The sequence below is a fragment of the Comamonas sp. CMM03 genome, from assembly GCF_019218715.1.
Taxonomy (GTDB): Bacteria; Pseudomonadota; Gammaproteobacteria; order Burkholderiales; family Burkholderiaceae_C; genus Comamonas; species Comamonas terrigena.
Genome location: NZ_JAHUXB010000006.1, coordinates 279,939 through 300,890, shown reverse-complemented (window position 1 = coordinate 300,890; position 20,952 = coordinate 279,939). Strand labels below are relative to the sequence as shown.

23 protein-coding genes are annotated in these 20,952 nt (G+C 67.0%); 17 read left to right on the top strand and 6 right to left on the bottom strand.

Annotated features, from left to right (window positions below; translation table 11 throughout):
* Nucleotides 1-16: 16 nt before the first annotated feature.
* Entirely contained in the window at nt 17-1,000 is a 984-nt protein-coding gene (locus KW830_RS20230) for a triacylglycerol lipase (protein ID WP_218334199.1), read from the bottom strand.
* Nucleotides 1,001-1,189: 189 nt separating this feature from the next.
* Here KW830_RS20230 and KW830_RS20225 point away from each other — a divergent pair, with 189 nt between their 5' ends.
* Nucleotides 1,190-2,887 carry an AMP-binding protein gene (locus KW830_RS20225; protein WP_218334198.1) on the top strand — a complete coding sequence of 566 codons (1,698 nt, stop codon included), beginning with the start codon at nt 1,190-1,192 and terminating at the stop codon, nt 2,885-2,887.
* A gap of 72 nt (nt 2,888-2,959) precedes the next feature.
* A complete protein-coding gene (locus KW830_RS20220; protein WP_066541012.1) occupies nt 2,960-3,892 on the top strand; it encodes an MBL fold metallo-hydrolase in 933 nt (310 codons plus the stop codon).
* Between the two features lie 158 nt (nt 3,893-4,050).
* Here KW830_RS20220 and KW830_RS20215 read toward each other — a convergent pair whose 3' ends face one another.
* The gene (locus KW830_RS20215) at nt 4,051-6,039 is read right to left on the bottom strand and encodes a lytic transglycosylase domain-containing protein (protein WP_218334197.1); all 1,989 of its coding nucleotides are present in this window, start codon (nt 6,037-6,039) and stop codon (nt 4,051-4,053) included.
* A gap of 14 nt (nt 6,040-6,053) precedes the next feature.
* Here KW830_RS20215 and KW830_RS20210 point away from each other — a divergent pair, with 14 nt between their 5' ends.
* Entirely contained in the window at nt 6,054-6,644 is a 591-nt protein-coding gene (locus tag KW830_RS20210; protein ID WP_066541015.1) for a 5-formyltetrahydrofolate cyclo-ligase, read from the top strand.
* 8 nt (nt 6,645-6,652) lie between these two features.
* Nucleotides 6,653-7,084: a hypothetical protein gene (locus KW830_RS20205; RefSeq protein WP_098065945.1), complete on the top strand. Its 432-nt coding sequence runs from the start codon at nt 6,653-6,655 to the stop codon at nt 7,082-7,084.
* A 109-nt stretch (nt 7,085-7,193) separates the two neighbouring features.
* Here the strand turns inward: KW830_RS20205 and queC are convergent, their stop codons facing one another.
* Complete coding sequence (gene queC, locus KW830_RS20200; protein ID WP_066541017.1) at nt 7,194-7,898, bottom strand: 7-cyano-7-deazaguanine synthase QueC; 705 nt, start codon at nt 7,896-7,898, stop codon at nt 7,194-7,196.
* 101 nt (nt 7,899-7,999) lie between these two features.
* Between queC and KW830_RS20195 the strand changes: the two genes are divergently transcribed.
* The 8 genes from KW830_RS20195 (at nt 8,000) to KW830_RS20160 (ending at nt 15,732) form a co-directional block, all read left to right on the top strand.
* Nucleotides 8,000-8,716, top strand: a complete 717-nt coding sequence (locus KW830_RS20195; protein WP_066541018.1) for a glutathione S-transferase family protein — start codon at nt 8,000-8,002, stop codon at nt 8,714-8,716.
* Nucleotides 8,717-8,798: 82 nt separating this feature from the next.
* Entirely contained in the window at nt 8,799-10,052 is a 1,254-nt protein-coding gene (locus KW830_RS20190) for a multifunctional CCA addition/repair protein (protein WP_218334196.1), read from the top strand.
* A 169-nt stretch (nt 10,053-10,221) separates the two neighbouring features.
* Nucleotides 10,222-11,742, top strand: coding sequence for an aldehyde dehydrogenase family protein (locus KW830_RS20185; RefSeq protein ID WP_066541020.1), 1,521 nt, complete (start codon nt 10,222-10,224; stop codon nt 11,740-11,742).
* A gap of 320 nt (nt 11,743-12,062) precedes the next feature.
* Nucleotides 12,063-13,097, top strand: coding sequence for an alcohol dehydrogenase AdhP (adhP, locus tag KW830_RS20180; RefSeq protein ID WP_218334195.1), 1,035 nt, complete (start codon nt 12,063-12,065; stop codon nt 13,095-13,097).
* 67 nt (nt 13,098-13,164) lie between these two features.
* Nucleotides 13,165-13,539 carry a DUF779 domain-containing protein gene (locus KW830_RS20175; RefSeq protein ID WP_066541024.1) on the top strand — a complete coding sequence of 125 codons (375 nt, stop codon included), beginning with the start codon at nt 13,165-13,167 and terminating at the stop codon, nt 13,537-13,539.
* 63 nt (nt 13,540-13,602) lie between these two features.
* Nucleotides 13,603-13,968, top strand: coding sequence for a hypothetical protein (locus KW830_RS20170; protein WP_127446162.1), 366 nt, complete (start codon nt 13,603-13,605; stop codon nt 13,966-13,968).
* Between the two features lie 268 nt (nt 13,969-14,236).
* Nucleotides 14,237-14,437, top strand: a complete 201-nt coding sequence (locus tag KW830_RS20165) for a hypothetical protein (protein ID WP_172591764.1) — start codon at nt 14,237-14,239, stop codon at nt 14,435-14,437.
* Between the two features lie 98 nt (nt 14,438-14,535).
* Nucleotides 14,536-15,732, top strand: a complete 1,197-nt coding sequence (locus tag KW830_RS20160; RefSeq protein ID WP_218334194.1) for an aminotransferase class V-fold PLP-dependent enzyme — start codon at nt 14,536-14,538, stop codon at nt 15,730-15,732.
* A 60-nt stretch (nt 15,733-15,792) separates the two neighbouring features.
* On the opposite strand, the gene trxC is transcribed toward KW830_RS20160, so the two are convergent.
* From trxC to KW830_RS20145, 3 genes are all read right to left on the bottom strand, one after another.
* Nucleotides 15,793-16,233, bottom strand: coding sequence for a thioredoxin TrxC (gene trxC, locus KW830_RS20155; protein ID WP_066541032.1), 441 nt, complete (start codon nt 16,231-16,233; stop codon nt 15,793-15,795).
* A gap of 95 nt (nt 16,234-16,328) precedes the next feature.
* Nucleotides 16,329-16,535: a DUF2905 domain-containing protein gene (locus KW830_RS20150; protein WP_066541035.1), complete on the bottom strand. Its 207-nt coding sequence runs from the start codon at nt 16,533-16,535 to the stop codon at nt 16,329-16,331.
* 22 nt (nt 16,536-16,557) lie between these two features.
* Entirely contained in the window at nt 16,558-17,607 is a 1,050-nt protein-coding gene (locus KW830_RS20145; RefSeq protein ID WP_255578920.1) for a class I SAM-dependent methyltransferase, read from the bottom strand.
* Between the two features lie 110 nt (nt 17,608-17,717).
* Here KW830_RS20145 and KW830_RS20140 point away from each other — a divergent pair, with 110 nt between their 5' ends.
* From KW830_RS20140 to ttcA, 5 genes are read left to right on the top strand one after another with little or no spacing between them, the layout of a single operon-like run.
* Nucleotides 17,718-18,314, top strand: coding sequence for a hypothetical protein (locus tag KW830_RS20140; protein WP_127446163.1), 597 nt, complete (start codon nt 17,718-17,720; stop codon nt 18,312-18,314).
* Nucleotides 18,311-19,099 (top strand): SDR family oxidoreductase, encoded by a 789-nt coding sequence (locus KW830_RS20135; protein ID WP_218334193.1) that lies wholly within the window; start codon nt 18,311-18,313, stop codon nt 19,097-19,099. Before KW830_RS20140 ends, KW830_RS20135 begins: the two co-directional genes overlap by 4 nt.
* Before the next feature lie 43 nt (nt 19,100-19,142).
* Nucleotides 19,143-19,583 carry a dihydroneopterin aldolase gene (locus KW830_RS20130; RefSeq protein WP_066541040.1) on the top strand — a complete coding sequence of 147 codons (441 nt, stop codon included), beginning with the start codon at nt 19,143-19,145 and terminating at the stop codon, nt 19,581-19,583.
* Entirely contained in the window at nt 19,580-19,954 is a 375-nt protein-coding gene (locus tag KW830_RS20125) for a dihydroneopterin aldolase (protein ID WP_066541042.1), read from the top strand. The genes KW830_RS20130 and KW830_RS20125 overlap by 4 nt, the downstream gene beginning before the upstream one ends.
* Nucleotides 19,955-19,959: 5 nt before the next feature.
* On the top strand, nt 19,960-20,922 hold the full coding sequence (gene ttcA, locus KW830_RS20120) for a tRNA 2-thiocytidine(32) synthetase TtcA (protein ID WP_370626162.1): 963 nt from the start codon (nt 19,960-19,962) through the stop codon (nt 20,920-20,922).
* Nucleotides 20,923-20,952 lie beyond the last annotated feature (30 nt).

The window sequence follows — 20,952 nt, the reverse complement described above, 5'->3', positions numbered from 1 at the left end:
CGCCGGGTACAGCCGTCTACATGATGGACCGGGCCTCGGCCTGCGCATTCCCGGTCTCTATCCCACCCATCGGGCGCCCCGCTGGCCGGGCCTGTGGCTCCTGCGCCACCAGTTGGCGCACCAGCGTCCACAGCGCCGGGGCCTGCAGCATCTCCACATGGGCCATGCCGTTGAGCCACAGCGGCGTGGCGCCTTCCAGCAAGGCCGTGGTGCCGGGGAAGACCATATTGTCCGTATCGGACAGCGCACAATGCCATTGCACCCGGCTGGCCGTGCTGCCGGGCCGTGCCTCGTCCCGCTGCAGTTGCTGCAGCCAGGCGTTGCCGGGGCGCATCTGCGCCACATTCGGCCCCAGTGCCCAGTAAGCCATCCAGGTGCCGTGGTGGGGGCTGCCCGCCGTCACCACCTGCTGCGGGCGGTGGGGGGCATCGGCATCCGTCAGGCTGCGCAGCCAGTCCCGTACCACAAGCCCGCCCATGCTGTGCGCCACCACCACCGGCGCCCGGCCCGTGGCCGCCTGCATGCACCGGACCGCACCGTCCAGCACCGCCCGGCCCGTGCCCACACGGTGCAGCAGCAACGGCATGCTGACGGCGATGCAGGGCACCCCTGCGGCACGCAGCTGGTGCAGCGCATCGGCCCAGATAGCACGGTTGCAGAGCCAGCCATGCACTAGCACCACGCCAGCGCTGCCCACGGGCCGGCCCGGCGGACGGTCGGGCACATAGTCCGCCTGGGCGTGCTCGGCCCAGGGCATGTCCCAGCCAAAGGCGCGCAGCGACACGCGGCATTCCGCATTCCAGGCCCGCAACAGCGTCGCCAACGGCAGCGGCGGCTCGCCTCGGCTGCGCCGCACCAGGGCCAGGCAGACAAACTGCTGCCCCAGCCACCAGCGCCCCGCCAGCGCCCACAGCAACGCCCCGCCCAGCGCCCATGGCACCGATTGCGGCCAGGCCCAGGCCAGCCAGACCACCAGCACTGCCAGATTCAGCAGTGTCATTCCCCGCAACCACCAGGCCACCATGGGTCAGTTCCTCCTGCCTGCATTGTGACCATGCAGGCCTGTGCCGCCCCGCGCGCACTTTGCGGACCTTCCCTAATCCCTAGGACAAGCCCGATGGCGCAGCCCAGGCAGCCACACAGAATGGACACACTTTTTGTCACCCATTTCCCCGCAACAGGAGAAAGCATGGACCGCATTTGGCTGCAGCACTACCCCGAAGGCGTGCCCTCTGACATAGACACCACCCAGTACCGCTCGGTGGCCGATTTGCTGGAGGAGTCCTTCAAGCGCCATGCCAGCCATCCGTTTTCGGTCTGCATGGATGTGTGGATGGACTATGCCGAACTGGACCGGCTCTCCGCCCGCCTGGGCGCCTGGCTGCAAACCCTGGGACTGGAGCCCGGTGCTCGCGTGGCCATCATGCTGCCCAATGTGCCGCAGTTCGCGGTGACCATGGCCGCCGTGCTGCGTGCCGGCTACACCTGCGTGAATGTGAACCCGCTCTACACCCCGCGCGAACTGGAACACCAGCTCAAGGATTCCGGCGCCACGGCCATCGTGATTCTGGAGAACTTTGCCCACACGCTGGCCCAGGTGCTGGAGCGCACCCAGGTCCGGCATGTCTGCCTGACCTCCATGGGAGATCTGCTGGGCCCGGTGTTCGGCCGCTGGATCACTTTTGCCGTGCGCCACCTGGCCAAGATGGTGCCGCCCTTCGATCTGCCGCTGCAAGGGCGCACGCTCACCCACTTCCGCGATGCGCTGTCCCAGGGCACCAACCGCACGCTGCAGCCCAGCCAGGCCACGCACGACTCCATCGCCTTCCTGCAGTACACCGGCGGCACCACCGGCCTGTCCAAGGGCGCAGTGCTGACCCATCGCAACATCATCGCCGCCACGCTGCAGGCCGAAGCCTGGTTTGCCCCCGCGCTCAAGGGCCTGCCAGACCTGTCGAAAGTCCACAGCATCGCCGCACTGCCGCTGTACCACATCTTCGCGCTCACGCTGTGCCTGCTCGCCATTCGCCAGGGCTCCAGCCTGAGCCTGATTCCCAACCCGCGCGACATCCCCAAATTTGTCGATGTGCTGGCCAAGCGTCCATTCCACATCCTGCCGGCGGTGAACACGCTGTTCAACGCCCTGCTGCAAAACCCCAAGTTCCGCACGCTGGACTTTTCACAGCTGCGCGCCTCGCAGGCCGGTGGCATGGCCGCCAGCGAAGGCACGGCCAAGCAGTGGCAGCAGGTGACGGGCTGCCCCATGATCGAAGGCTGGGGCATGAGCGAGACCTGCGCCATCGGCACCAACAACCCGGTGACATCCCAGCATTTCACCGGCAGCATCGGCCTGCCGCTGCCGGGCATCGACATCACCATCAAGGACGACGAAGGCAACGACCGCCCGCTGGGCGAATCCGGCGAAATCTGCATCCGCGGCCCCAACGTGATGGCCGGCTACTACAACCAGCCCGAGGAAACTGCCAAGACCTTCACCGCCGACGGCTTCATGCGCACCGGCGACATCGGCGTCATGGACGAGCAAGGCTATACCCGCATCATCGACCGCAAGAAGGACATGATCTTGGTCAGTGGCTTCAACGTCTTCCCCAATGAGATCGAGAACGTCATCTCCCTGTGCCCCGGCGTGGTGGAATGTGCGGCCATCGGAGTGCCTGACGAACATTCGGGCGAAGCCGTGAAGGTGTTCGTGGTGCGCAATGACCCATCGCTGACCGAAGAAGCGGTGATTCGCCACTGCCACGCCCACCTCACGGGCTACAAATGCCCGCGCTTCGTGGAGTTCCGCGACGAGCTGCCCAAGACCAATGTGGGCAAGATCCTGCGGCGCGAACTGCGCAGTCCGGCTGCGCCAGCGCCGCATTGATCCTGCCCGCTGTGCCTCCTCTATGCCCCGCACCCCGCTCCGGTGGCGCGGGGTTTGCTTTGCTGAGACTGCATGACTGCTGCCCCCCTGCTCTGGCCTGAAATCACTGTCCTCGAACGCGGCTGGCTGTCCGCCAACAACTACCTGTTCCAGGCGAGCGGGCCTGACAGCGCCGCCGCGCTGGTGGACACCGGCTACTGCCTCCATGCCGAGCAAACCGTGGCCCTGGTGCAGGACAGCCTGGGGGCCCTGCCGCTGGCGCGCATCCTCAACACCCACCTGCACAGCGACCACTGCGGCGGCAATGCGGCGCTGCAGGCCGCCTACCCGGACGTGCAGACCTGGATCCCCCCAGGCGAAGCCGCCGCGGTCCGCGTCTGGGACGAAGAGAGGCTGAGCTACCGCCCCACCGGCCAGGACTGTCCGCGCTTTCGTGTGGAGGGACTGCTGCAGGCCGGTACCGAGGTCATGCTGGGCAGCCGCCCCTGGCAGGTGCATGCGGCACCGGGCCACGACCCGCATTCCGTCATTCTGTTCGAGCCCGAGCGGCGCCTGCTGATCTCGGCCGATGCATTGTGGGAGCACGGCTTTGGCGTGGTCTTCCCCGAGATCGAAGGCATCCACGCCTTTGCCGAGGTCGGTGCCACGCTGGACATCATCGAGGCACTGCAGCCCGCCGTGGTGCTGCCCGGCCACGGCGCGCTGTTCACCGATGTGGCTGCAGCCCTGACCGAGGCACGACGCAAGCTGACCGGCTTTGTGGCCGATCCGCGCAAACACGCGCGCTACGCCGCCAAGGTGCTGCTGAAATACAAGCTGCTGGAATGGCAGCAGATTGCCGCGGCCGACGCCCTCCGGTGGATGCTGGCCACCCCCTACTTCCGCACGCTGCACACCCGCTACTTTGCCGCCGACACGCCCACCGCCTGGGCACAGAGCCTGGTGCACGAGCTGGAGCGCTCCGGCGCCGCCGCCGTGCAGGGCGGGGTGCTGCACAACCGCTGACGGCTTGGCACCCCATGAAAAAAGCCGCCTCCCCCGTCTCACGGCATGGAAAGCGGCTTGCGGTCCACCACAGGTTGCTTAGCTCAGGGCTTTCTGGCGCGCCAGCCCAGCACCAGCGTTGCGGCCAGCGCCAGCAGCGTGCCGGTGGACACGAGGAGTCACGGCAGCTCGGCGTTGTCGGCCGGTGCCTCCACCGGCTTGGGACCGACGGTGCCCAGGCGTGCGCGCAGGCTCTGGGGCTGGCCGGTGATCAGTGCGGCGTAGTTGGTGGTGTTGGCCAGTACCTTCTTCACATAGTCACGCGTTTCGGTGAACGGTACGTTCTCGGCCCAGATTGCACCATCCAGCACCGGACCGTTGCGCCAGTTGCGCGGGCGGCCGGGGCCGGCGTTGTAGCCGGCAGCGGCCATGGCCATGGAGCCCTGGAAATCGTCCAGCGCCAGCTTCAGGTAGGCGGTGCCGATCTGGATGTTGACGTCCCGGTCATTGATCATGCCGGGCGTGAAGTCGTTCATGCCGATCTTGCGCGCCGTCCATTTGGCGGTGGCAGGCATCACCTGCATCAGGCCGGAGGCGCCCACACCGGAGCGCGCATCCATGATGAAACGGCTCTCCTGGCGGATCAGGCCATAGACATAGGCAGGATCCAGCCCGATGTTGCCCGAGCGCGCCAGCACCGTCTCCTGGAAAGGCATGGGGTAGCGCTGCTTCCAGTCCATGAAGCCGCGGGTGCGTTCGCTGGTGTTGATGCAGCGGTCCCACACCTGGGCGCGGCAGGCGCGGTCGGCGGCGGCGTACAGCGCACGGTCGCCCATGCCACCGCTGTCGTGCAGGTTGGTGGCGTAGTTCCATTCGCGCACGCCTTCGCTGCGCAGCCCCATGCGGATGGCGTACAGCGCGCGGCTCAGGCTGGGGTTTTTCTCGGCCGCCTCTTTTTCCGCCGGCGTCAGCGGCTGCGGGGCCGGCGGCACGGTCACGCGCTGGCCCAGCTCTTCCAGTGCCAGCTGTTCGTAAAAGCCGTCCACGCCGGCAATGCGCTCGAACAGGGCGCGCGATTCGTTCTTTTCGTGCTCGGTCACCACGCGGCCGGAGGCGATTGCCTTGGCCTTCCAGTAGACCCAGCTCGGGTCGGCCTGGGCAGTGCTGCTCATGCCGTCGATGGCCTTGCGTGCCAAGCTCCAGTTGCCGGCGCGCAGCGCGGCACGGGTCTTCCAGGCAAGGGCGTCGTCGTCCAGATCGCTGCTGCGCGTGACCTTGTCAAAGTAGGTCACGGCCGTGGGGTCCAGCTTGCGTGCGGCCATCTTGCCGATCAAGCCCCAGGCCCAGTTGCGTTCCTCGGTGCGCAGCTGGTTGGCCCAGCGCGCGTTCATCTGGTCGGCGGCCTGGGACGGGTCGTTGGCGGCCATGCGGATGATGGCCAGCAGGGCCAGTTCGCGCCGCACATTGCCGCGCGCGTTCTTGCTGGTACCGCTGAGGTATTTGATGGGCGAGGCAAACACATCGCCCACCTGGGATTGCATCTCCGGCGCGACGATGCCCACGGCACGGCTGGCCTGGCCCTGGCGGTTGAGTTCTGCGCCCAGGCGCGCACGCTGCCAGATGACCTCTTCCTTGAGCTGCTTGTTGGCGTACAGCGTGGCGGCCAGGTTGGCGCAGCCGTCGTCGTTCGCGCCCTGCGTGTGCCACAGCCGCACTGCCTCTTGCGCGATGTTCTGCGGTGCCTTGCCCTGCAGCAGATCCGCTGTCAGCGCGTAGCAGCGCACCTCGCGGTCGTCCTGCATGCGGAAATCCGCGTGCTGCTGCGCGAAGGTGGTCCAGTCGCGGTTCTTGCCCAGCTGCAGCAGCCAGTCGTTGCGCAAGCGGTCTTCCTGGTAGGTACCGCGCCAGCGCTGCAAAAAGGCCTGGACCTCCTGCGGTGTGGCGGAATCCAGACGCACGCGCAGCTCCCAGTACGCGGCCCAGGGCTCCAGCGCATGGCCTTGGGCGGCTGGCAACAGCCGCGCCAGCGCGGCTTTGTCGCCCTTGCGGAAGGCTTGCTGCATTTGCAGTAGCACATCATCCCCGGTCGTCTGGGTAAAACCCAAAGAGGGAACGACGGAAAGCAGGGAGGCCGCGCAAAGCGGTGTCAGAATCTTCAGCCAATGCATGGGGGAATTATGTGATGGACAAAACAGCCCTACGCCGCCGATTGGTGGAACAGCGCCGGAATATGGAAGATCGCCTACACCGCAGCGACCTGCTGCAGCAGGTGATGCGCATCTGGTTGGTGGATCGCCCGGACACCGTGATCGGCGCCTACTGGCCCATCAAGGGCGAATTCGATCCGCTGCCCATTCTGCACCGCTGGAAAGAGGATGGGGAATTGCTGGACAAACCCCTGCGCCGCCGCATCGGCCTACCGGTGATCAACAAGGAACACAAGACGCTGACCTTCCACGTCTGGTATCCGGGCTGCCCCATGGAGGAAGACGCCTACGGCATTCCCAAGCCCAAGGACACCGAGGTGATCCAGCCCACGCTGCTGTTCGTCCCCTGTGTGGGCTACGGCACCGGCGGCTACCGCCTGGGCTATGGCGGTGGCTTTTACGACCGCACCCTGGCCACGCTGCGGCCCAAGCCCTTCACCGTGGGACTGGGCTTTCGCGAAGCCTATGTGGACGACTTCGAGCCCGAGGCCCACGACCAGCCGCTGGACGCCTTGCTGAACGACAACGGTGTGGTCTGGCCCCTGCCGGATCTGCCCACCCGCTGAGGCCCACAATGGCCCGGCCCACCCGTCCCGCTGCCAACGACGCCCGCGCCGCCAGCGGGCCGGGCATGGACCCCACGCGCGACCTGTTTGCCGACCTGGATGCGGAGCCTGCGGCTCCGCCTGCTCCCGTCTGCGCTGCGGAACCCTTCCCCTCCGGCGCTGCCACCCCTCCCCTGGAGGAAGGCCGTCTTGTAGAGGATGCCCCTGCGCCCCCCGTCTCCGAGTCACGCATCTCCTACGCCGAAGCACAGCGGCTGATGGCCATTGGCCGCAGCCAGGGCCCGCAGGCGCTGACACCGGACCAGCACCATGCCCTCTGGGACTGCCTGCGGGACCTTCCCGAAAGCCAGGCCTGGCTGGCCGCCCAGCTCACCGCCTTGCAGGGCGAGCTGCAGGAACGTGGTCTGCGTCCCCGGCCAGGCACCCACACGGCGCGTTGAGCCGCATGCCCAAGCAGGCCTGCAGGCAGACCGCAAGGAAGTACCCACTCTGAGCTGAAGACAACTGGCGAGCGGGCCATGGGCTGCGGGCTTGCCGCGCGGCAGTCGCTCAGTCTGTTGCCGCCGCCCGCCAGCGCTGCCAGCCCTTGGCGCGCAGCTCGCAGGCCGGGCAGCTGCCACAGCCGTAGCCCCAGTCGTGCAACGCATCGCGCGTGCCCTGGTAGCAGGTGTGGGTGTCGCGCACGACCAGCTCCACCAGCGCGTCTCCTCCCAGGTCCTGTGCCATCTGCCAGGTCTGGGCCTTGTCGATCCACATCAGCGGCGTCTCGATGCGCAGCCGCCGCTCCAGGCCCAGGTTCAGCGCCAGCTGCATGGCCTTCATGGTGTCGTCGCGGCAATCGGGGTAGCCGGAGAAATCGGTCTCGCACACGCCGGTGACGATGACCTGCAGCCCGCGCCGGTAGGCCAGTGCACCGGCCAGGGTCAGAAACAGCAGATTGCGCCCGGGTACAAAGGTGTTGGGCAGGCCGTCGGCCTGCATGGCAAAGGCCACATCCTCGGTGAGCGACGAGCCGCCGATCTGCTGCAGCACATCCAGCGTCAGCACATGGTCTTCGCCCAGCCGGGGGGCCCACTGCGGAAACTGGGCGCGCAGCCGGTCGCGCACGGTGTGGCGCGCCTGCAACTCCACCCGGTGGCGCTGGCCGTAGTCGAACCCCAGGGTTTCGACGCGGTCGTACTTGGAAAGGGCGTGGGCCAGGCAGGTGGTGGAGTCCTGACCGCCCGAGAACATGACAAGGGCCGAGGTATGCATAGCGCCCGATTACACACCGCAAATGTAGCGCTGCGGCTACAGTAGGACATCATGCGCTCCCCCGCCCCCTGCACGCATTCTCGGCACAGAAAGGTCGGCCCATGCTTCAGCTGTACATAGGCAACAAGAACTACTCATCTTGGTCGTTGCGGCCCTGGCTGGTGCTGCGCCAGTTGGGCATTCCATTTGAAGAGATGAAGGTGCGCTTCGACAGCTTTGCCCCGGATTCGCACTTCAAGCAGACGATGCTGGGGCTGACCCCCACCGGCAAGGTGCCGCTGCTGGTGGACGACGGGCTGGCCATCTGGGATACCCTGGCCATCACCGAGTACCTGGCCGAACGCTTTCCGCAGGCGGGCGTCTGGCCCACCCCGGTGGCCGACCGGGCCCGCGCCCGCAGCCTGTGCGCCGAAATGCACAGCGGCTTCACCGCGCTGCGCAGCCACTGCCCCATGAATGTGGAAGCCCATCTGCCCGAAGTGGGCGCCCGGATCTGGGCCGAGCAGGCTGGCGTGCGCGACGATGTCTACCGCCTGATCGACATGTGGGGCCAGCAGCTGTCCACCCACGGCGGACCGCTGCTGTTTGGCAACTTCTGTGCAGCCGACGCCTTCTTCGCCCCGGTCTGCCTGCGGCTGGACCGCTACGCCTTGCCGCTGCCCCAGCACATCCAGCCCTATGTGCAGCGCGTGCTGGCCCTGCCGTCCGTGCGCGAATGGACCCGTGCCGCACTGGAGGAAAAAGACTTCCGCGAGTTCGAGGAGCCCTACCGCACCGCCAGCGGGATGCTGGCCGAGCGCAGCCTGCCCCAGCCCTGATACCCGGCACGCCATCCCGGGGTCCAGCAGCGGCGCCCGGGTACCGGCTGCAGGGCATGGCGCCCCCGCCTACACTTCGGCCATGAAGATCTATATGGTTGGCGGCGCAGTGCGCGACCGCCTGTTGGGGCGGCCTTTTCACGACACCGACTGGGTGGTGGTGGGCGCCACGCCCGAGGACATGGCGGCCCGGGGCTACACCCCGGTGGGGCGGGACTTCCCCGTATTCCTGCACCCCGATACGCACGAGGAGTATGCGCTGGCCCGCACCGAGCGCAAGAACGGCCACGGCTACCGCGGCTTTGTGGTCCACACCGCCCCGGATGTGACGCTGGAGGAAGACCTGGCGCGGCGCGATCTGACGATCAATGCCATCGCCGCACCCGCGGATTGGGACAGCGCAGACGCCCTGTGCGACCCCTATGGCGGCCAGGCCGATCTGGCGGCCCGGGTGCTGCGCCATGTGACCGATGCCTTCCGCGAAGACCCCGTGCGCATCCTGCGCGTGGCACGCTTTGCGGCGCGTTTCACCGATTTCACACTGGCCCCCGAAACCCTGCAGCTGATGCGCGAGATGGTGGACGCCGGCGAGGTCGACCACCTGGTGCCCGAGCGCGTCTGGCAGGAGATCAGCCGCGGACTGATGGAAGCACAGCCCTCGCGCATGTTCGGCCTGCTGCGCGACTGCGGCGCGCTGCAGCGCCTGCTGCCCGAGCTGGACCGCCTGTGGGGCGTGCCCCAGCGCGCCGAATACCACCCGGAGGTCGACACCGGCGTGCACGCCATGCTGGTGCTGGACATGGCAGCCCGGCTGGACGCCCCGCTGACGGTGCGCTTTGCCTGCCTGTGCCACGATTTCGGCAAGGGCACCACGCCGGCCGATGTGCTGCCGCGCCACATCGGCCACGAGCAGCGCAGCGCCCGGCTGCTGCAGGCCGTGTGCGAGCGCTGGCGCGTGCCCAATGACTGCCGGGAACTGGCCGATGTGGTGGCGCGCGAGCACGGCAACATCCATCGCAGCAGCGAGCTGAATGCCGCCGCCGTGCTGCGCCTGCTGGAACGCTGCGATGCCATCCGCAAGCCGGCGCGCTTTGCCGAAGCCCTGCTGGCCTGCGAATGCGATGCCCGCGGGCGCACCGGCTTTGAGAACGCGGCCTACCCCCAGCGCCCGCGCCTGCAGGCCGCGCTGGATGCTGCCCTGGCCGTGGAGACAGCCCCCGTGGCCCAGGCCGCCGCCCAGCGGGGGCTGAAAGGCAAGGCCATTGGCGACGCCGTGGCCCAGGCCCGGGAACAGGCCGTGGCCGCCGCGCTGCACGCCCTGCACCCGGCGCACTGAACCCGGCACACCGGGGCCTGTGCTGCGCTGCGGGAACACCCGCAAGGGAAAACCGCCTCTCCCGGGGGCAGGACGACGGAGGAATATGAAGGGGTTGGGTCCCACAGCCTCGTGGGAACACGCCCACACCCATCCACCCCCTGTGTCCTTTTGTTGCTGGAGATTTGCCATGGCCTACGCCCTTCCCGGTCAGTCCGGTGCGCTGCACAAATACCAAGACCGCTACGACAACTACATCGGCGGCCAGTGGGTGCCTCCCAGCAATGGCGAGTATTTCGACGTGGTCACGCCCATCAACGGCAGGGTCTACACCAAGGTGGCCCGCAGCACGGCCGCCGACATCGACAAGGCGCTGGATGCCGCCCATGCGGCTGCCGATGCCTGGGGCAAGACCTCGGCCACCGAGCGCAGCAACATCCTGCTGCAGATTGCCGACCGCATCGATGCCAACCGCGAGTTGCTGGCCTATGTGGAAACCATCGACAACGGCAAGGCCATCCGCGAGACGCTGAATGCCGACATCCCGCTGTCGGCCGACCATTTCCGCTACTTTGCCGGCGCCATCCGCACCCAGGAAGGCGGCATCAGCCAGATCGACAACGACACCGTGGCCTACCACTTCCACGAGCCGCTGGGCGTGGTCGGGCAGATCATTCCCTGGAACTTCCCCATCCTGATGGCCGCCTGGAAACTGGCGCCTGCGCTGGCCGCCGGCAACTGCGTGGTGCTGAAACCCGCGGAATCCACGCCCATCTCCATCCTGGTGCTGGCCGGCCTGATCGGCGACCTGCTGCCGCCGGGGGTGCTGAACATCGTCAACGGCTTTGGCCGCGAAGCCGGCATGCCGCTGGCCACCAGCAAGCGCATTGCCAAGATCGCCTTCACCGGCTCCACCAGCACCGGCCGGGTGATTGCCCAGGCAGCGGCCAACAGCCTGATTCCGGCCACCCTGGAGCTGGGCGGCAAGTCGCCCAACATCTTCTTTGCCGACGTGATGGACCAGGACGACAGCTTTCTGGACAAGGCCATCGAAGGCCTGGTGCTGTTTGCCTTCAACCAGGGCGAGGTCTGCACCTGCCCCAGCCGTGCGCTGATCCAGGAATCCATCTATGAAAAATTCATGGAACGAGTGCTCAAACGCGTGGCCGCCATCCAGCATGGCGACCCGCTGAACCCCAGCTCCATGATGGGCGCACAGGCCAGCAAGGAGCAACTGACCAAGATCCTGTCTTATCTGGACCTGGGCAAGCAAGAAGGCGCCGAGGTGCTGATCGGCGGCGCCCAGGCCCAGCTGGGCCCGGAGCTGGAAGGCGGCTACTACGTGCAGCCCACGATCTTCAAGGGCCACAACAAGATGCGGATCTTCCAGGAAGAAATCTTCGGCCCCGTGCTGGCCGTGACCACCTTCAAGACCGAGGAAGAAGCCCTGGCCCTGGCCAATGACACCCTCTACGGCCTGGGGGCGGGCGTGTGGAGCCGCAACGGCAATGTGGCGTACCGCATGGGCCGCGCCATCAAGGCCGGCCGCGTGTGGACCAACTGCTACCACCACTACCCGGCACACGCTGCGTTCGGCGGCTACAAGGAATCGGGTGTGGGACGGGAGAACCACAAGATGATGCTGTCCCACTATCAGCAGACCAAGAACCTGCTGGTTTCCTACTCCGAGCAGAAACTCGGCTTCTTCTGAAGCCCTGTTTCCTGCTGTTTCCTGCTGTTTCCTGCTGTTTCCTGCTGTTTCCTGCTGTTTCCTGCTGCAGGTCAGACAAGGCCTGCAGCAGGCACCTCCCCAGCCTCCCCGCACTTGACACCCATGCCGATGGTGCGCAAGCTGCACCATGGCAACCTACCTTTTATCGGTTTCCACGATGGATGCCGCACCGGGCAGCCTGGCCCGGGGGCCCTATGCCCTGCCATACCAGCAGACACAGACCTGGAATGTGCAGGCTCTTGCCCTGGGCGTATCCGGCCTCATGGCGGCTGCGCCCCTTGCTTCAAGGAGATGTTCGGATGACGCTTCCCCTGACCATGCAAGCTGCCGTGGTGCGCGCTTTTGGCAAACCGCTGACCATCGAAGAAATGCCGGTCCCCCGCCCGGCCGACGACCAGATCCTGGTGAAGATCGCCGCCTCGGGGGTCTGCCACACCGACCTGCACGCCGCCGAAGGCGACTGGCCAGTCAAACCCCACCCGCCCTTCATTCCCGGCCACGAAGGCGTGGGCCATGTGGCAGCGGTGGGAAAGAACGTCAAGCACGTCAAGGAAGGCGACCGCGTGGGCGTGCCCTGGCTGCACAGTGCCTGCGGCTTCTGCCGGCATTGCATCGGCGGCTGGGAAACGCTGTGCGAATCGCAGACCAACACCGGCTACTCGGTCAACGGCGGCTTTGCCGACTATGCGCTGGCCGACCCCAACTATGTGGGCCACCTGCCGTCGAATGTGAGCTTCATCGAGATCGCGCCCGTGCTGTGCGCCGGCGTCACGGTCTACAAGGGCCTGAAGATGACGGAAGCCAAACCCGGCGACTGGGTGGTGATCTCCGGCGTGGGCGGGCTGGGTCACATGGCCGTGCAATACGCCAAGGCCATGGGCTTCAATGTGGCGGCCGTGGACATCGACGACACCAAGCTGGCACTGGCCCGCAAGCTGGGCGCCACGGTGACGGTCAACGCCAAGAACACCGATCCGGCGGCCTATCTGCAAAAGGAAATCGAGGGGGCGCACGGCGTGCTGGTCACGGCCGTGTCACCCAAGGCCTTCGAGCAGGCGCTGGGCATGGTGCGCCGCGGCGGCACCATTGCGCTCAATGGCCTGCCTCCGGGCGACTTCCCGCTGCCCATCTTCAGCATGGTGCTCAAGGGCATCACGGTGCGCGGCTCCATTGTCGGCACCCGGCTGGACCTGCAGGAGTCGCTGGACTTTGCCGCCCAGGGCAAGGTGAAAGCCACGGTCTCCACCGACAAGCTGGAAAACATCAACGACATCTTTGCCCGCATGCACCAGGGCCAGATCGAAGGCCGGGTGGTGCTGGACATCGCCACCTGAGCCCCGGCTGCAGCGCCTGCACCGCCAGCAGCACCCGCTGGTGGCGGTGCATTCACAGGAGACAACCATGGTCGAGCGTGTCATTGCCACCCCGGCGACGCTGGAGCTGATCGAACTGCTCCGGGCCAAGCACGGGCCGCACCTGTTCTTTCACCAGTCTGGCGGCTGCTGCGACAACAGCGCGGCCAACTGCTATATCGAAGGGGAGCTGACCATCGGCCCCGGCGACGTGCAGTTGGGCACGATCGGCGGCCTGCCGTTCTACATGAGCGTCTCGCAGTTCGCCTACTGGAAACACACCCAGCTCATCATCGACGTGATCGAGACCCACGGCGGCGGCACCTTCTCGCTGGAAGGGCCCGAGGGCAAGGCCTTTCTCACCCGGTCGCGCGTGTTCACCGACGCGGAACTGGCCACGCTGCGGACGTCCGAACCCGGCTGACGCCTGCGCCATGCCACGGTACCGCGCGCACCATGGAGGGTCTTGTTCCACCTCCACACCACCATGCCCTCTCTGCACGCTGTGATCCTTGGCATTGCGCTGGCCCTGGGCCTCGGCGGCAGCCTTGCGGGCAGCCTGGCGGTGGAAGACGCACGCCTGCAGCTGCTGTACCGCCCGGAATCCGCCCCTGCCGCCCAGCCCTTGCGGCCCGTGGCGCTGTCGCCCAACCTCAACCTCACCCCTGAACAGCTGGCCATCGCGGCACGGCGCAGCCAGCTGTCCTTTGCGGCCAAGCTGGAATGCAGCGCCCTCGATACCCGCCTGCCGGTGCTGGAGCGCGCCGTCCGACGCGCCAAACCCGACGTCAAGGCCGAAGCCGAGCACACCCTGTCCCTGGCCCGCCTGCGCTACACGGTGCTGCGCTGCTGAACGCCCCTCCGCATCTGTTCCGCGATTCATCCAATATTCATGTGTGCGCCGCACCATACGCGCAGTCTTGGCAGCCGCGCCCCCATTCTGGAGGCGTGCTGCCCCCGCAATCACGTCCGCAGACCATCGCTGCGGGCAGGAGAAAACGATGTATCCCGTAGGCTTTCCGCTGTGGCGCTGGTGCGGCCGCCAAGGTGCAGTCCTGTTGTTGCGTGTGCAGGTTCAGCGGAATTCCGATACCGGCTGTTACAGCGCCACCAGCAGCTGCTTGCCCGGCCTGTTGGTGCGCGCCCGCACGCGCGAAGGCCTGATCTCCCGCGTCTACGCCTGCGCCGAACTGCTGCTGGCCGACGAACTGGGCCAGCCGCTGCGCCAGCAAGCGCTGATTGCCTGGGATGGAGTGTTCCAGCACGGCGTACCGGCGCCGGCAGGCTGGCAGCAGCGGGGCTCCCGCAGCTCCTGGAACTGAATTACGCACGGGCACGTCCCCTGGGGCTGTCCGGCCATCCAGGGCGGCAATGCGCACCCTGCCCAGAAAAAGCGGTCAGCGCACCGCCACGCGGTAGCATGGAGGCACAACCTGCCACCTGGGCAGGCCAGCCCACCACCGACTCCATGCACTACCTGAACCAAGCCGCCGGCGGTCTGATGCCGGACAGCGTGCTCCACGCCGTCTCCCACTACATGCAGCGCGAGCAGGCGCTGGGCGCCTACATTGCCTCCCAGCAGGTGCAGCCCCAGCTCCAGCAGCTCTATGCCCGGCTGGCCGAACTGCTGCACTGCCAGCCCACCGACATCGCACTGACCACTGGCAACACCCACGGCTGGTGCGCCGTCGTGGGTGCGCTGCCGCTGGAGGCCGGTGACCGCGTGCTGGTCACCCCCGGGGAATGGGGCGGCAACTACGCCATGCTGCGCCAGTTGCAGGCGCGCACCGGCTGCGTGGTCGAGGAAATGCCTTGCACGCCCGGCGGTGCACTGGACATGGCGGCGCTGCAGGCCTCGGTGGATGCGCGCGTCAAGCTGGTCGCCCTCACCTGGGTTCCCGCCAACGGCTGCACGGTGTATGACGCCGTTGCCCTGGGCCAGCTCTGCGCCCGCCACGGCATTCCCCACATCGTGGACGCGGCCCAGGCACTGGGCCATATCCCCGTGGATGTCCAGGCGCTGCAGTGCGATGCGCTGACGGCCCCCGGCCGCAAATGGCTGTGCGGCCCACGCGGCACGGGGCTGGTGTACCTGAAACCCGGTTTTGCTGCCCGGCTGCAGCCCATGACGGTGGACCATGTGTCCTGCCCCATCACGCCCACCGGCCCGGTGCTGCGCCAGGATGCGCGGGTGCTGGAGCAGTCGGAAGCCTCCATGGCCCTGCGGCTCGGCCTGCTGGCCGCACTGGATACCGCACAGGCCCAGGGCTGGCCGCAGCGCTTTGCCGCCATTGCCCAACGCGCCACCCAGTTGCGTGCTGCCCTGGCGCAGGTACCGGGATTGCGCTTGCACAGCCTGCCGGATGCGCCTGCGGGCTGCGGCATCGTGCCTTTCACGCTGGAGGGCTACACCCCGGCCCAGGTACAGCAGGCCCTGCTGGCCCAGGACATCCAGGTGGCCGCCAGCGGCATGGGCTACACCCCGCTGGACATGCAGGCCCGGGGCCTGACCGCCGTGGTGCGCGCCTCGGTGGCCTGGCACACCAGCGAAGCAGACATCGCCGCGCTGGTGTCGGCCTTGCAGCGACTGGCGGCCTCGCACACCGTACCGGCCTGAGCGGCTGCGTGGTCTGGCGCCCGCCGGGCTGCAATCCCTGGACGGCCCCCCGCCAGGGGCCTACACCACCGACTGCACCCAGCGCATGATCTCGCCCGGCGGCATGGCGCCGGAGACGCGGGCGACTTCCTGGCCGCCCTTGAAGACGATCATGGTGGGAATGCTGCGCACGTTGAACGGTGCGGCCACATGGGGGAAGGCCTCCGTGTCCAGCTTGGCAAAGCGCACGGCCGGCTCCATCTGCTGGGCAGCCTGGGCATAGCCCGGGGCCATCATGCGGCAGGGACCGCACCAGGGTGCCCAGAAGTCCACCACCACCGGAATCTGGTTGCGCCCCACCTGCCGGGCAAAGCTGTCGGCGTCCAGTTCAACCGGAGCGCCGGTGAACAGCGGCTGGTGGCAGCTGCCGCAATCGGGCGCGCTGGTCAGTTGCTCCGCCGCCACCCGGTTGGTCTTGTGGCAATGGGGGCAGACGATGTGCAGGGTCTCGGGCGTGGTCATGCGGTTCCTCGTTCCGTGGTCGAAAGCAATGTCTGTAGGTGACGCCGGATGCCGGTTTTGCAAGCCGGGTGGGGCCCAAGCTGCCTTGGACCTCCTCACATCAGCCAGGCCACCAGCTTGACCAGGCTGAACAGCCCCACCGTCAGCAGCACCGAACTGGCGCAGGGCAGAAAAATCTCACGTCCCAGCAGACGCAGGGTGACATCCCCCGGCAGCCGGCCCAGGCCGATCTTGCGCACCCAGCCGGTGGCGCTGTTGACCAGCACCAGCACCATGAACATCAGCAGCATCCAGCGGATCATGGGAGGGGGCTCTCTCTCGCCGTCACAGGCGGTGGGTGCGGTCACCCTGGGCAAAACCGCAGGCCTCCCAGGCCTGCACACCCTTGACCAGTCCGATCACCTTGAACAACTCGCCCATTTCGTGCTCCAGCATCAATTTGAGCGCCGGAGCGCGCTGCGCCAGCGTGAGCTGCTCCAGTTTCTGCTGCAGGCCGCAGTTGATGAGGAAATGCGCCTGGGTGGTGTAGCCCAGCACGTCAAAACCGGCGTCCTGCGCCGCCACGGCGGTGCCGGTGAAGTTGACGTGGGCGGTGATGTCCTTCAGGCCCACCTTGTCCAGCGGATCGCTGTCCACCTGGTGCAGGTGGTGGCAGACCAGCGTGCCCATGTGGCGCTGCGGGTGGTAGTACTCGCTCTCGCCGAAGCCGTAGTCGATGAAAAAGGCCGCACCACGCTGCAGCCGCTCGCCCAGCGTGCGGACAAAGGCATCGCCCTGGAGGTGGATCTCGGTCAGGTAGTCGTGCGCGCCCTCGATCTCCAGGGGTGGGCGCAGCTCGGTCAGCCGGTCCTGCCAGGCAAAGCCGGCGCCATCCGCCACCACGCCGCGCTCATGCCAGCGCCCCTGGGTGCGCTGCAGCAGCTGCACCGGCATGGCGTCCAGCACCTCGTTGCCCAGCACCACGCCGCTGAACTGTGCGGGCAAGGCATCCGCCCAATGCACCAGACCGGCAAATTCGGCCAGCGTCTCCTGCTGGCGCGCCCGCAGCGTGCCGGACAGATCGACAATGGTGTAGCGGCGCACGGGCACGCCCTGCGCCCGCAAGGCCAGCAGCAGCTGCAACGCCAGCGCGCCGGTGCCGGCACCGAATTCCCACAGTTCGTCGGTACCGGTCCTGACCAGCGCCTCGGCCAGCTGTACGGCCAGCAACTGGCCGAAAATGGGGGACAGTTCGGGCGCGGTCACGAAATCGCTGCCCGACTGGGGCATCTGGCCGAACTTGGCGCGGTCGTTGGCGTAATAGCCCAGGCCCGGCTGGTACAGCGCCAGCGCCATGAACCGGTCGAACGGCAGCCAGCCGCCCTGCTGGGCCATGGCGTTTTGGATGTGCGACGCCAGGGCGCCCGGTAAACTTTCGGAGCTTTCCATCATGCAGGTCTCTTCCCGACGGAAGACCTGGGTCTTCCACCTTCAATGTATGCCTTGTGAGCGACGCTGCCTCTACCAACCAACTGGGTCTTTCAAGTGAATTGCTGCGCTGGCTGCGCCTGCTGGTGCTGCCGTTGTGGGCGCGCGTCGTCATCTTCGGGTTGATGATTGTCGTCGTTGTCGGCGGCCTGACCATGCTGGCCTACGGGCTTTGGGCACAAAAAGACGATATGGCCTCGCGCGCCATGCAGCTCATCACCCTGTCACTGCCGGTGCTGGTGGTCGTGCTGGCCCTGGTTTTCGGCCAGAACAGCGACGCCAAGCTGCTGGGCCTGACCCACCAGCTGCTGGGCAAGGATTTTCCTCGCACCCTGGGCCAGCAGTTGCATGAGCGCGTGCAGCTGGGCGACCCTGTCCTGGGCCCGCTGTCCCACACCCTGCAGGGCGCCGAAGCCGAGGGCTACCTGCTCAACCCCAGCCCCGGCAAGCTGCAGTGCGCCGACGGCAGCGACTGCCAGGCGCTGATCCTCTACCGCAGCCTGCCCAAGGATTTCCTGCTGGAGCCGGCACAGCGCCTGTATTTCATCCAGGATCTGTCCTTCTTCATGGCCGGCGTCTGGCACGCGCTGCACACGAAAGCCCCCCGCACATGACACCCTGGGTTCTGATCACCGGCGGCGGCCTGCGCCTGGGCCGCGAATTCTGTCTGGCCTTTGCCCGCGCCGGCTGGAACGTGGCCTGCCACTACCTGCGCAGCAGCGAGGCGGCCGAGGCCACCTGCACCGAGCTGCGCGCCCTGGGCGTGCAGGCCGTGGCCCTGCAGGCGGACCTGGCCGACCGCGCCGCCCTGCCCGCCCTGCTGGATGCCTTCACCGCTGCCACCGGCACCCTGCCCACGGCCCTGGTCAACAGTGCCTCCACCTTCGAACCCGACAGCGCCCAGGACTTCCACCTGGACTGGGGCCGGGTCGACCGCCAGCTGCACACCAACACGCTGGCACCGCTGTCCCTGGCCGGCGAATGGGCGGTGCGCCTGGGCCGGACACCGCTGGCCGGCCCCCACAGCCCGGTCGCCATCCATGTGCTGGACCAGAAGGTGCACAACCTCAACCCCGACTACTTCTCCTACACCCTGAGCAAGCTGGCGCTGGAGCGGGCCGTGGTGCTGCAGGCCCAGGCACTGGCGCCCGCCGTGCGGGTGGTGGGCCTGTCACCGGGACTGATGTACCCCAGCGGCCCGCAGAGCGAAGCCAATTACCAGCGCGCTGCCCGCGTCAACCTGCTGCGCCGCCCGCTGGCGGCAGCCGATGTGGCGCGCACGGCGGTATTCCTGGCCGAAAACCCGGCCATCACGGGCGTATCCCTCAGCGTGGACAATGGTCAGCATCTGGTGCCGCTGGAGCGCGACGTGATGTTCATGGTCCACAACGGCGCCTGAGCACCGCCAGAGGCACCCACGCCCACTTTTTCACTATTTCCCCATGACCTCGCCATTTCCCAGCCCGCACGCTGTTTCCGCCTTGCTGGCACAATGCCGCCGGCTGTTTCTGCGCGGCCTGCAGGTGCAGGCGTCCATCGGCATCCACGGTTTCGAACGCGAAGCGCCCCAGCGCATGCGCTTTGACATCGATCTGTACGTGCCGCTGCACACCAGCACGCCGCAGCGCGATGCCATCGAGGAAGTGGTGGACTACGACTTTGTGCGCCAGGTGGTGCACCGGGCCGTGGGCCAGGGACACATCGGGCTGCAGGAAACCCTGGGCGATGCCATCCTGGACGCGCTGCTGGCCCACCCCGGTGTGGTGGCCGCCCGCGTGGCCACCAGCAAACCCGATGTATACCCCGACTGCGAGGCCGTGGGCGTGGAGACCTTCCGTCTGCGCCCGGACGCTGCAGCGCTTTTAACCGAAGCACAACCATGACCCACGCTGCGACAGGCAGCCAGACGCTGACCCTCACCGGCCTGCGTTTCAACGCCAATCTGGGCATTCTGGCCCACGAGAAAACCGCGCCCCAGCCGATTCAGGTGGACGCGGAGCTGAACCTGGGCCCCCAGCCGCTGCGCCCGCAGGACGATGACATCACCCATGTGCTGGACTACCGCAAGGTGCGCCAGATCATCATCGACGAGTGCACCGCCGAGCATGTGAACCTGCTCGAGAGCCTTATCGGCAAGCTGGCCCAGCGCCTGATGCTGCTGCCCGGCGTGTACGGCGTGCGCGTGAAGATTGCAAAACTGGAAATTTTTGACGACTGCGAAGTGGCCATTCGCATCGAAACCGGACAATGGTGAACCCCATGAATGCTGTGACTGACAACCCCTGGATTGCCGAAGAACCCGCGGCAGACGAAACCACCGCCGCCGACGCCAAGCCCGGCAAGATCAAGATCGAACGCGAACAGATCAAGCTGGAAAAGCGCCTGTGCCGCGAAGTGGGCAAGGCCATCACCGACTTCAACATGATTGAAGAAGGCGACAAGATCATGGTCTGCATGTCCGGCGGCAAGGACAGCTACACGCTGCTGGACATCCTGCGCAAGCTGCAAAAGCGCGCGCCGGTGAAGTTCGACCTGGTGGCCGTGAACCTGGACCAGAAGCAGCCCGGCTTCCCCGATCACATCCTGCCCGAGTACTTCAAGTCCATCGGCGTGGACTACCACATCGAAACCCAGGACACCTACAGCGTGGTCAAGCGCGTGGTGCCCGAGGGCAAGACCACCTGCGGCCTGTGCTCGCGCCTGCGCCGCGCCATCCTGTACAAGGTGGCCGACGAGCTGGGCTGCACCAAGGTGGCGCTGGGCCACCACCGCGACGACATCGTGCAGACACTGATGCTGAACATGTTCTACGGCGGCCGCATGAAGGGCATGCCCCCAAAGCTGGTCAGCGACGACGGCAAGCATGTGGTGATCCGCCCCATGGCCTATGTGCCCGAGAAGGACACCACCCGCTGGGCGCAGTACCAGAACTTCCCCATCATCCCCTGCAATCTCTGCGGCAGCCAGGACGGCCTGCAGCGCGTGGCCATCGGCGAAATGCTGCGCGAGTGGGACAAGAAATTCCCCGGCCGCATCGAGAGCATGTTCCGCGCCATGGGCAACATCGTGACCACGCACATGATGGATCCCCAGCTGCACAACTTCAAGGACGCCAAGGCCACTGGCATTGCCGACCCGAACGGCGACATGGCTTTCGACCACGAAGAGCTGCCGACCGCCTCCGCCCTGCCCGGCGGCCTGCAGGTGGTGCAGCTGGGCTGACCGCCCTGTGCCCTCTGGGCATGGCCCTCG

Bases quoted from the DNA above. Each gene is read 5' to 3' on its own strand.
- KW830_RS20230 (WP_218334199.1), bottom strand. From the start codon at position 1,000: ATGACACTGCTGAATCTGGCAGTGCTGGTGGTCTGGCTGGCCTGGGCC.
- KW830_RS20225 (WP_218334198.1), top strand. From the start codon at position 1,190: ATGGACCGCATTTGGCTGCAGCACTACCCCGAAGGCGTGCCCTCTGAC.
- KW830_RS20220 (WP_066541012.1), top strand. From the start codon at position 2,960: ATGACTGCTGCCCCCCTGCTCTGGCCTGAAATCACTGTCCTCGAACGC.
- KW830_RS20215 (WP_218334197.1), bottom strand. From the start codon at position 6,039: ATGCATTGGCTGAAGATTCTGACACCGCTTTGCGCGGCCTCCCTGCTT.
- KW830_RS20210 (WP_066541015.1), top strand. From the start codon at position 6,054: ATGGACAAAACAGCCCTACGCCGCCGATTGGTGGAACAGCGCCGGAAT.
- KW830_RS20205 (WP_098065945.1), top strand. From the start codon at position 6,653: ATGGCCCGGCCCACCCGTCCCGCTGCCAACGACGCCCGCGCCGCCAGC.
- queC (WP_066541017.1), bottom strand. From the start codon at position 7,898: ATGCATACCTCGGCCCTTGTCATGTTCTCGGGCGGTCAGGACTCCACC.
- KW830_RS20195 (WP_066541018.1), top strand. From the start codon at position 8,000: ATGCTTCAGCTGTACATAGGCAACAAGAACTACTCATCTTGGTCGTTG.
- KW830_RS20190 (WP_218334196.1), top strand. From the start codon at position 8,799: ATGAAGATCTATATGGTTGGCGGCGCAGTGCGCGACCGCCTGTTGGGG.
- KW830_RS20185 (WP_066541020.1), top strand. From the start codon at position 10,222: ATGGCCTACGCCCTTCCCGGTCAGTCCGGTGCGCTGCACAAATACCAA.
- adhP (WP_218334195.1), top strand. From the start codon at position 12,063: ATGACGCTTCCCCTGACCATGCAAGCTGCCGTGGTGCGCGCTTTTGGC.
- KW830_RS20175 (WP_066541024.1), top strand. From the start codon at position 13,165: ATGGTCGAGCGTGTCATTGCCACCCCGGCGACGCTGGAGCTGATCGAA.
- KW830_RS20170 (WP_127446162.1), top strand. From the start codon at position 13,603: ATGCCCTCTCTGCACGCTGTGATCCTTGGCATTGCGCTGGCCCTGGGC.
- KW830_RS20160 (WP_218334194.1), top strand. From the start codon at position 14,536: ATGGAGGCACAACCTGCCACCTGGGCAGGCCAGCCCACCACCGACTCC.
- trxC (WP_066541032.1), bottom strand. From the start codon at position 16,233: ATGACCACGCCCGAGACCCTGCACATCGTCTGCCCCCATTGCCACAAG.
- KW830_RS20150 (WP_066541035.1), bottom strand. From the start codon at position 16,535: ATGATCCGCTGGATGCTGCTGATGTTCATGGTGCTGGTGCTGGTCAAC.
- KW830_RS20145 (WP_255578920.1), bottom strand. From the start codon at position 17,607: ATGGCCCAGCAGGGCGGCTGGCTGCCGTTCGACCGGTTCATGGCGCTG.
- KW830_RS20135 (WP_218334193.1), top strand. From the start codon at position 18,311: ATGACACCCTGGGTTCTGATCACCGGCGGCGGCCTGCGCCTGGGCCGC.
- KW830_RS20130 (WP_066541040.1), top strand. From the start codon at position 19,143: ATGACCTCGCCATTTCCCAGCCCGCACGCTGTTTCCGCCTTGCTGGCA.
- KW830_RS20125 (WP_066541042.1), top strand. From the start codon at position 19,580: ATGACCCACGCTGCGACAGGCAGCCAGACGCTGACCCTCACCGGCCTG.
- ttcA (WP_370626162.1), top strand. From the start codon at position 19,960: ATGAATGCTGTGACTGACAACCCCTGGATTGCCGAAGAACCCGCGGCA.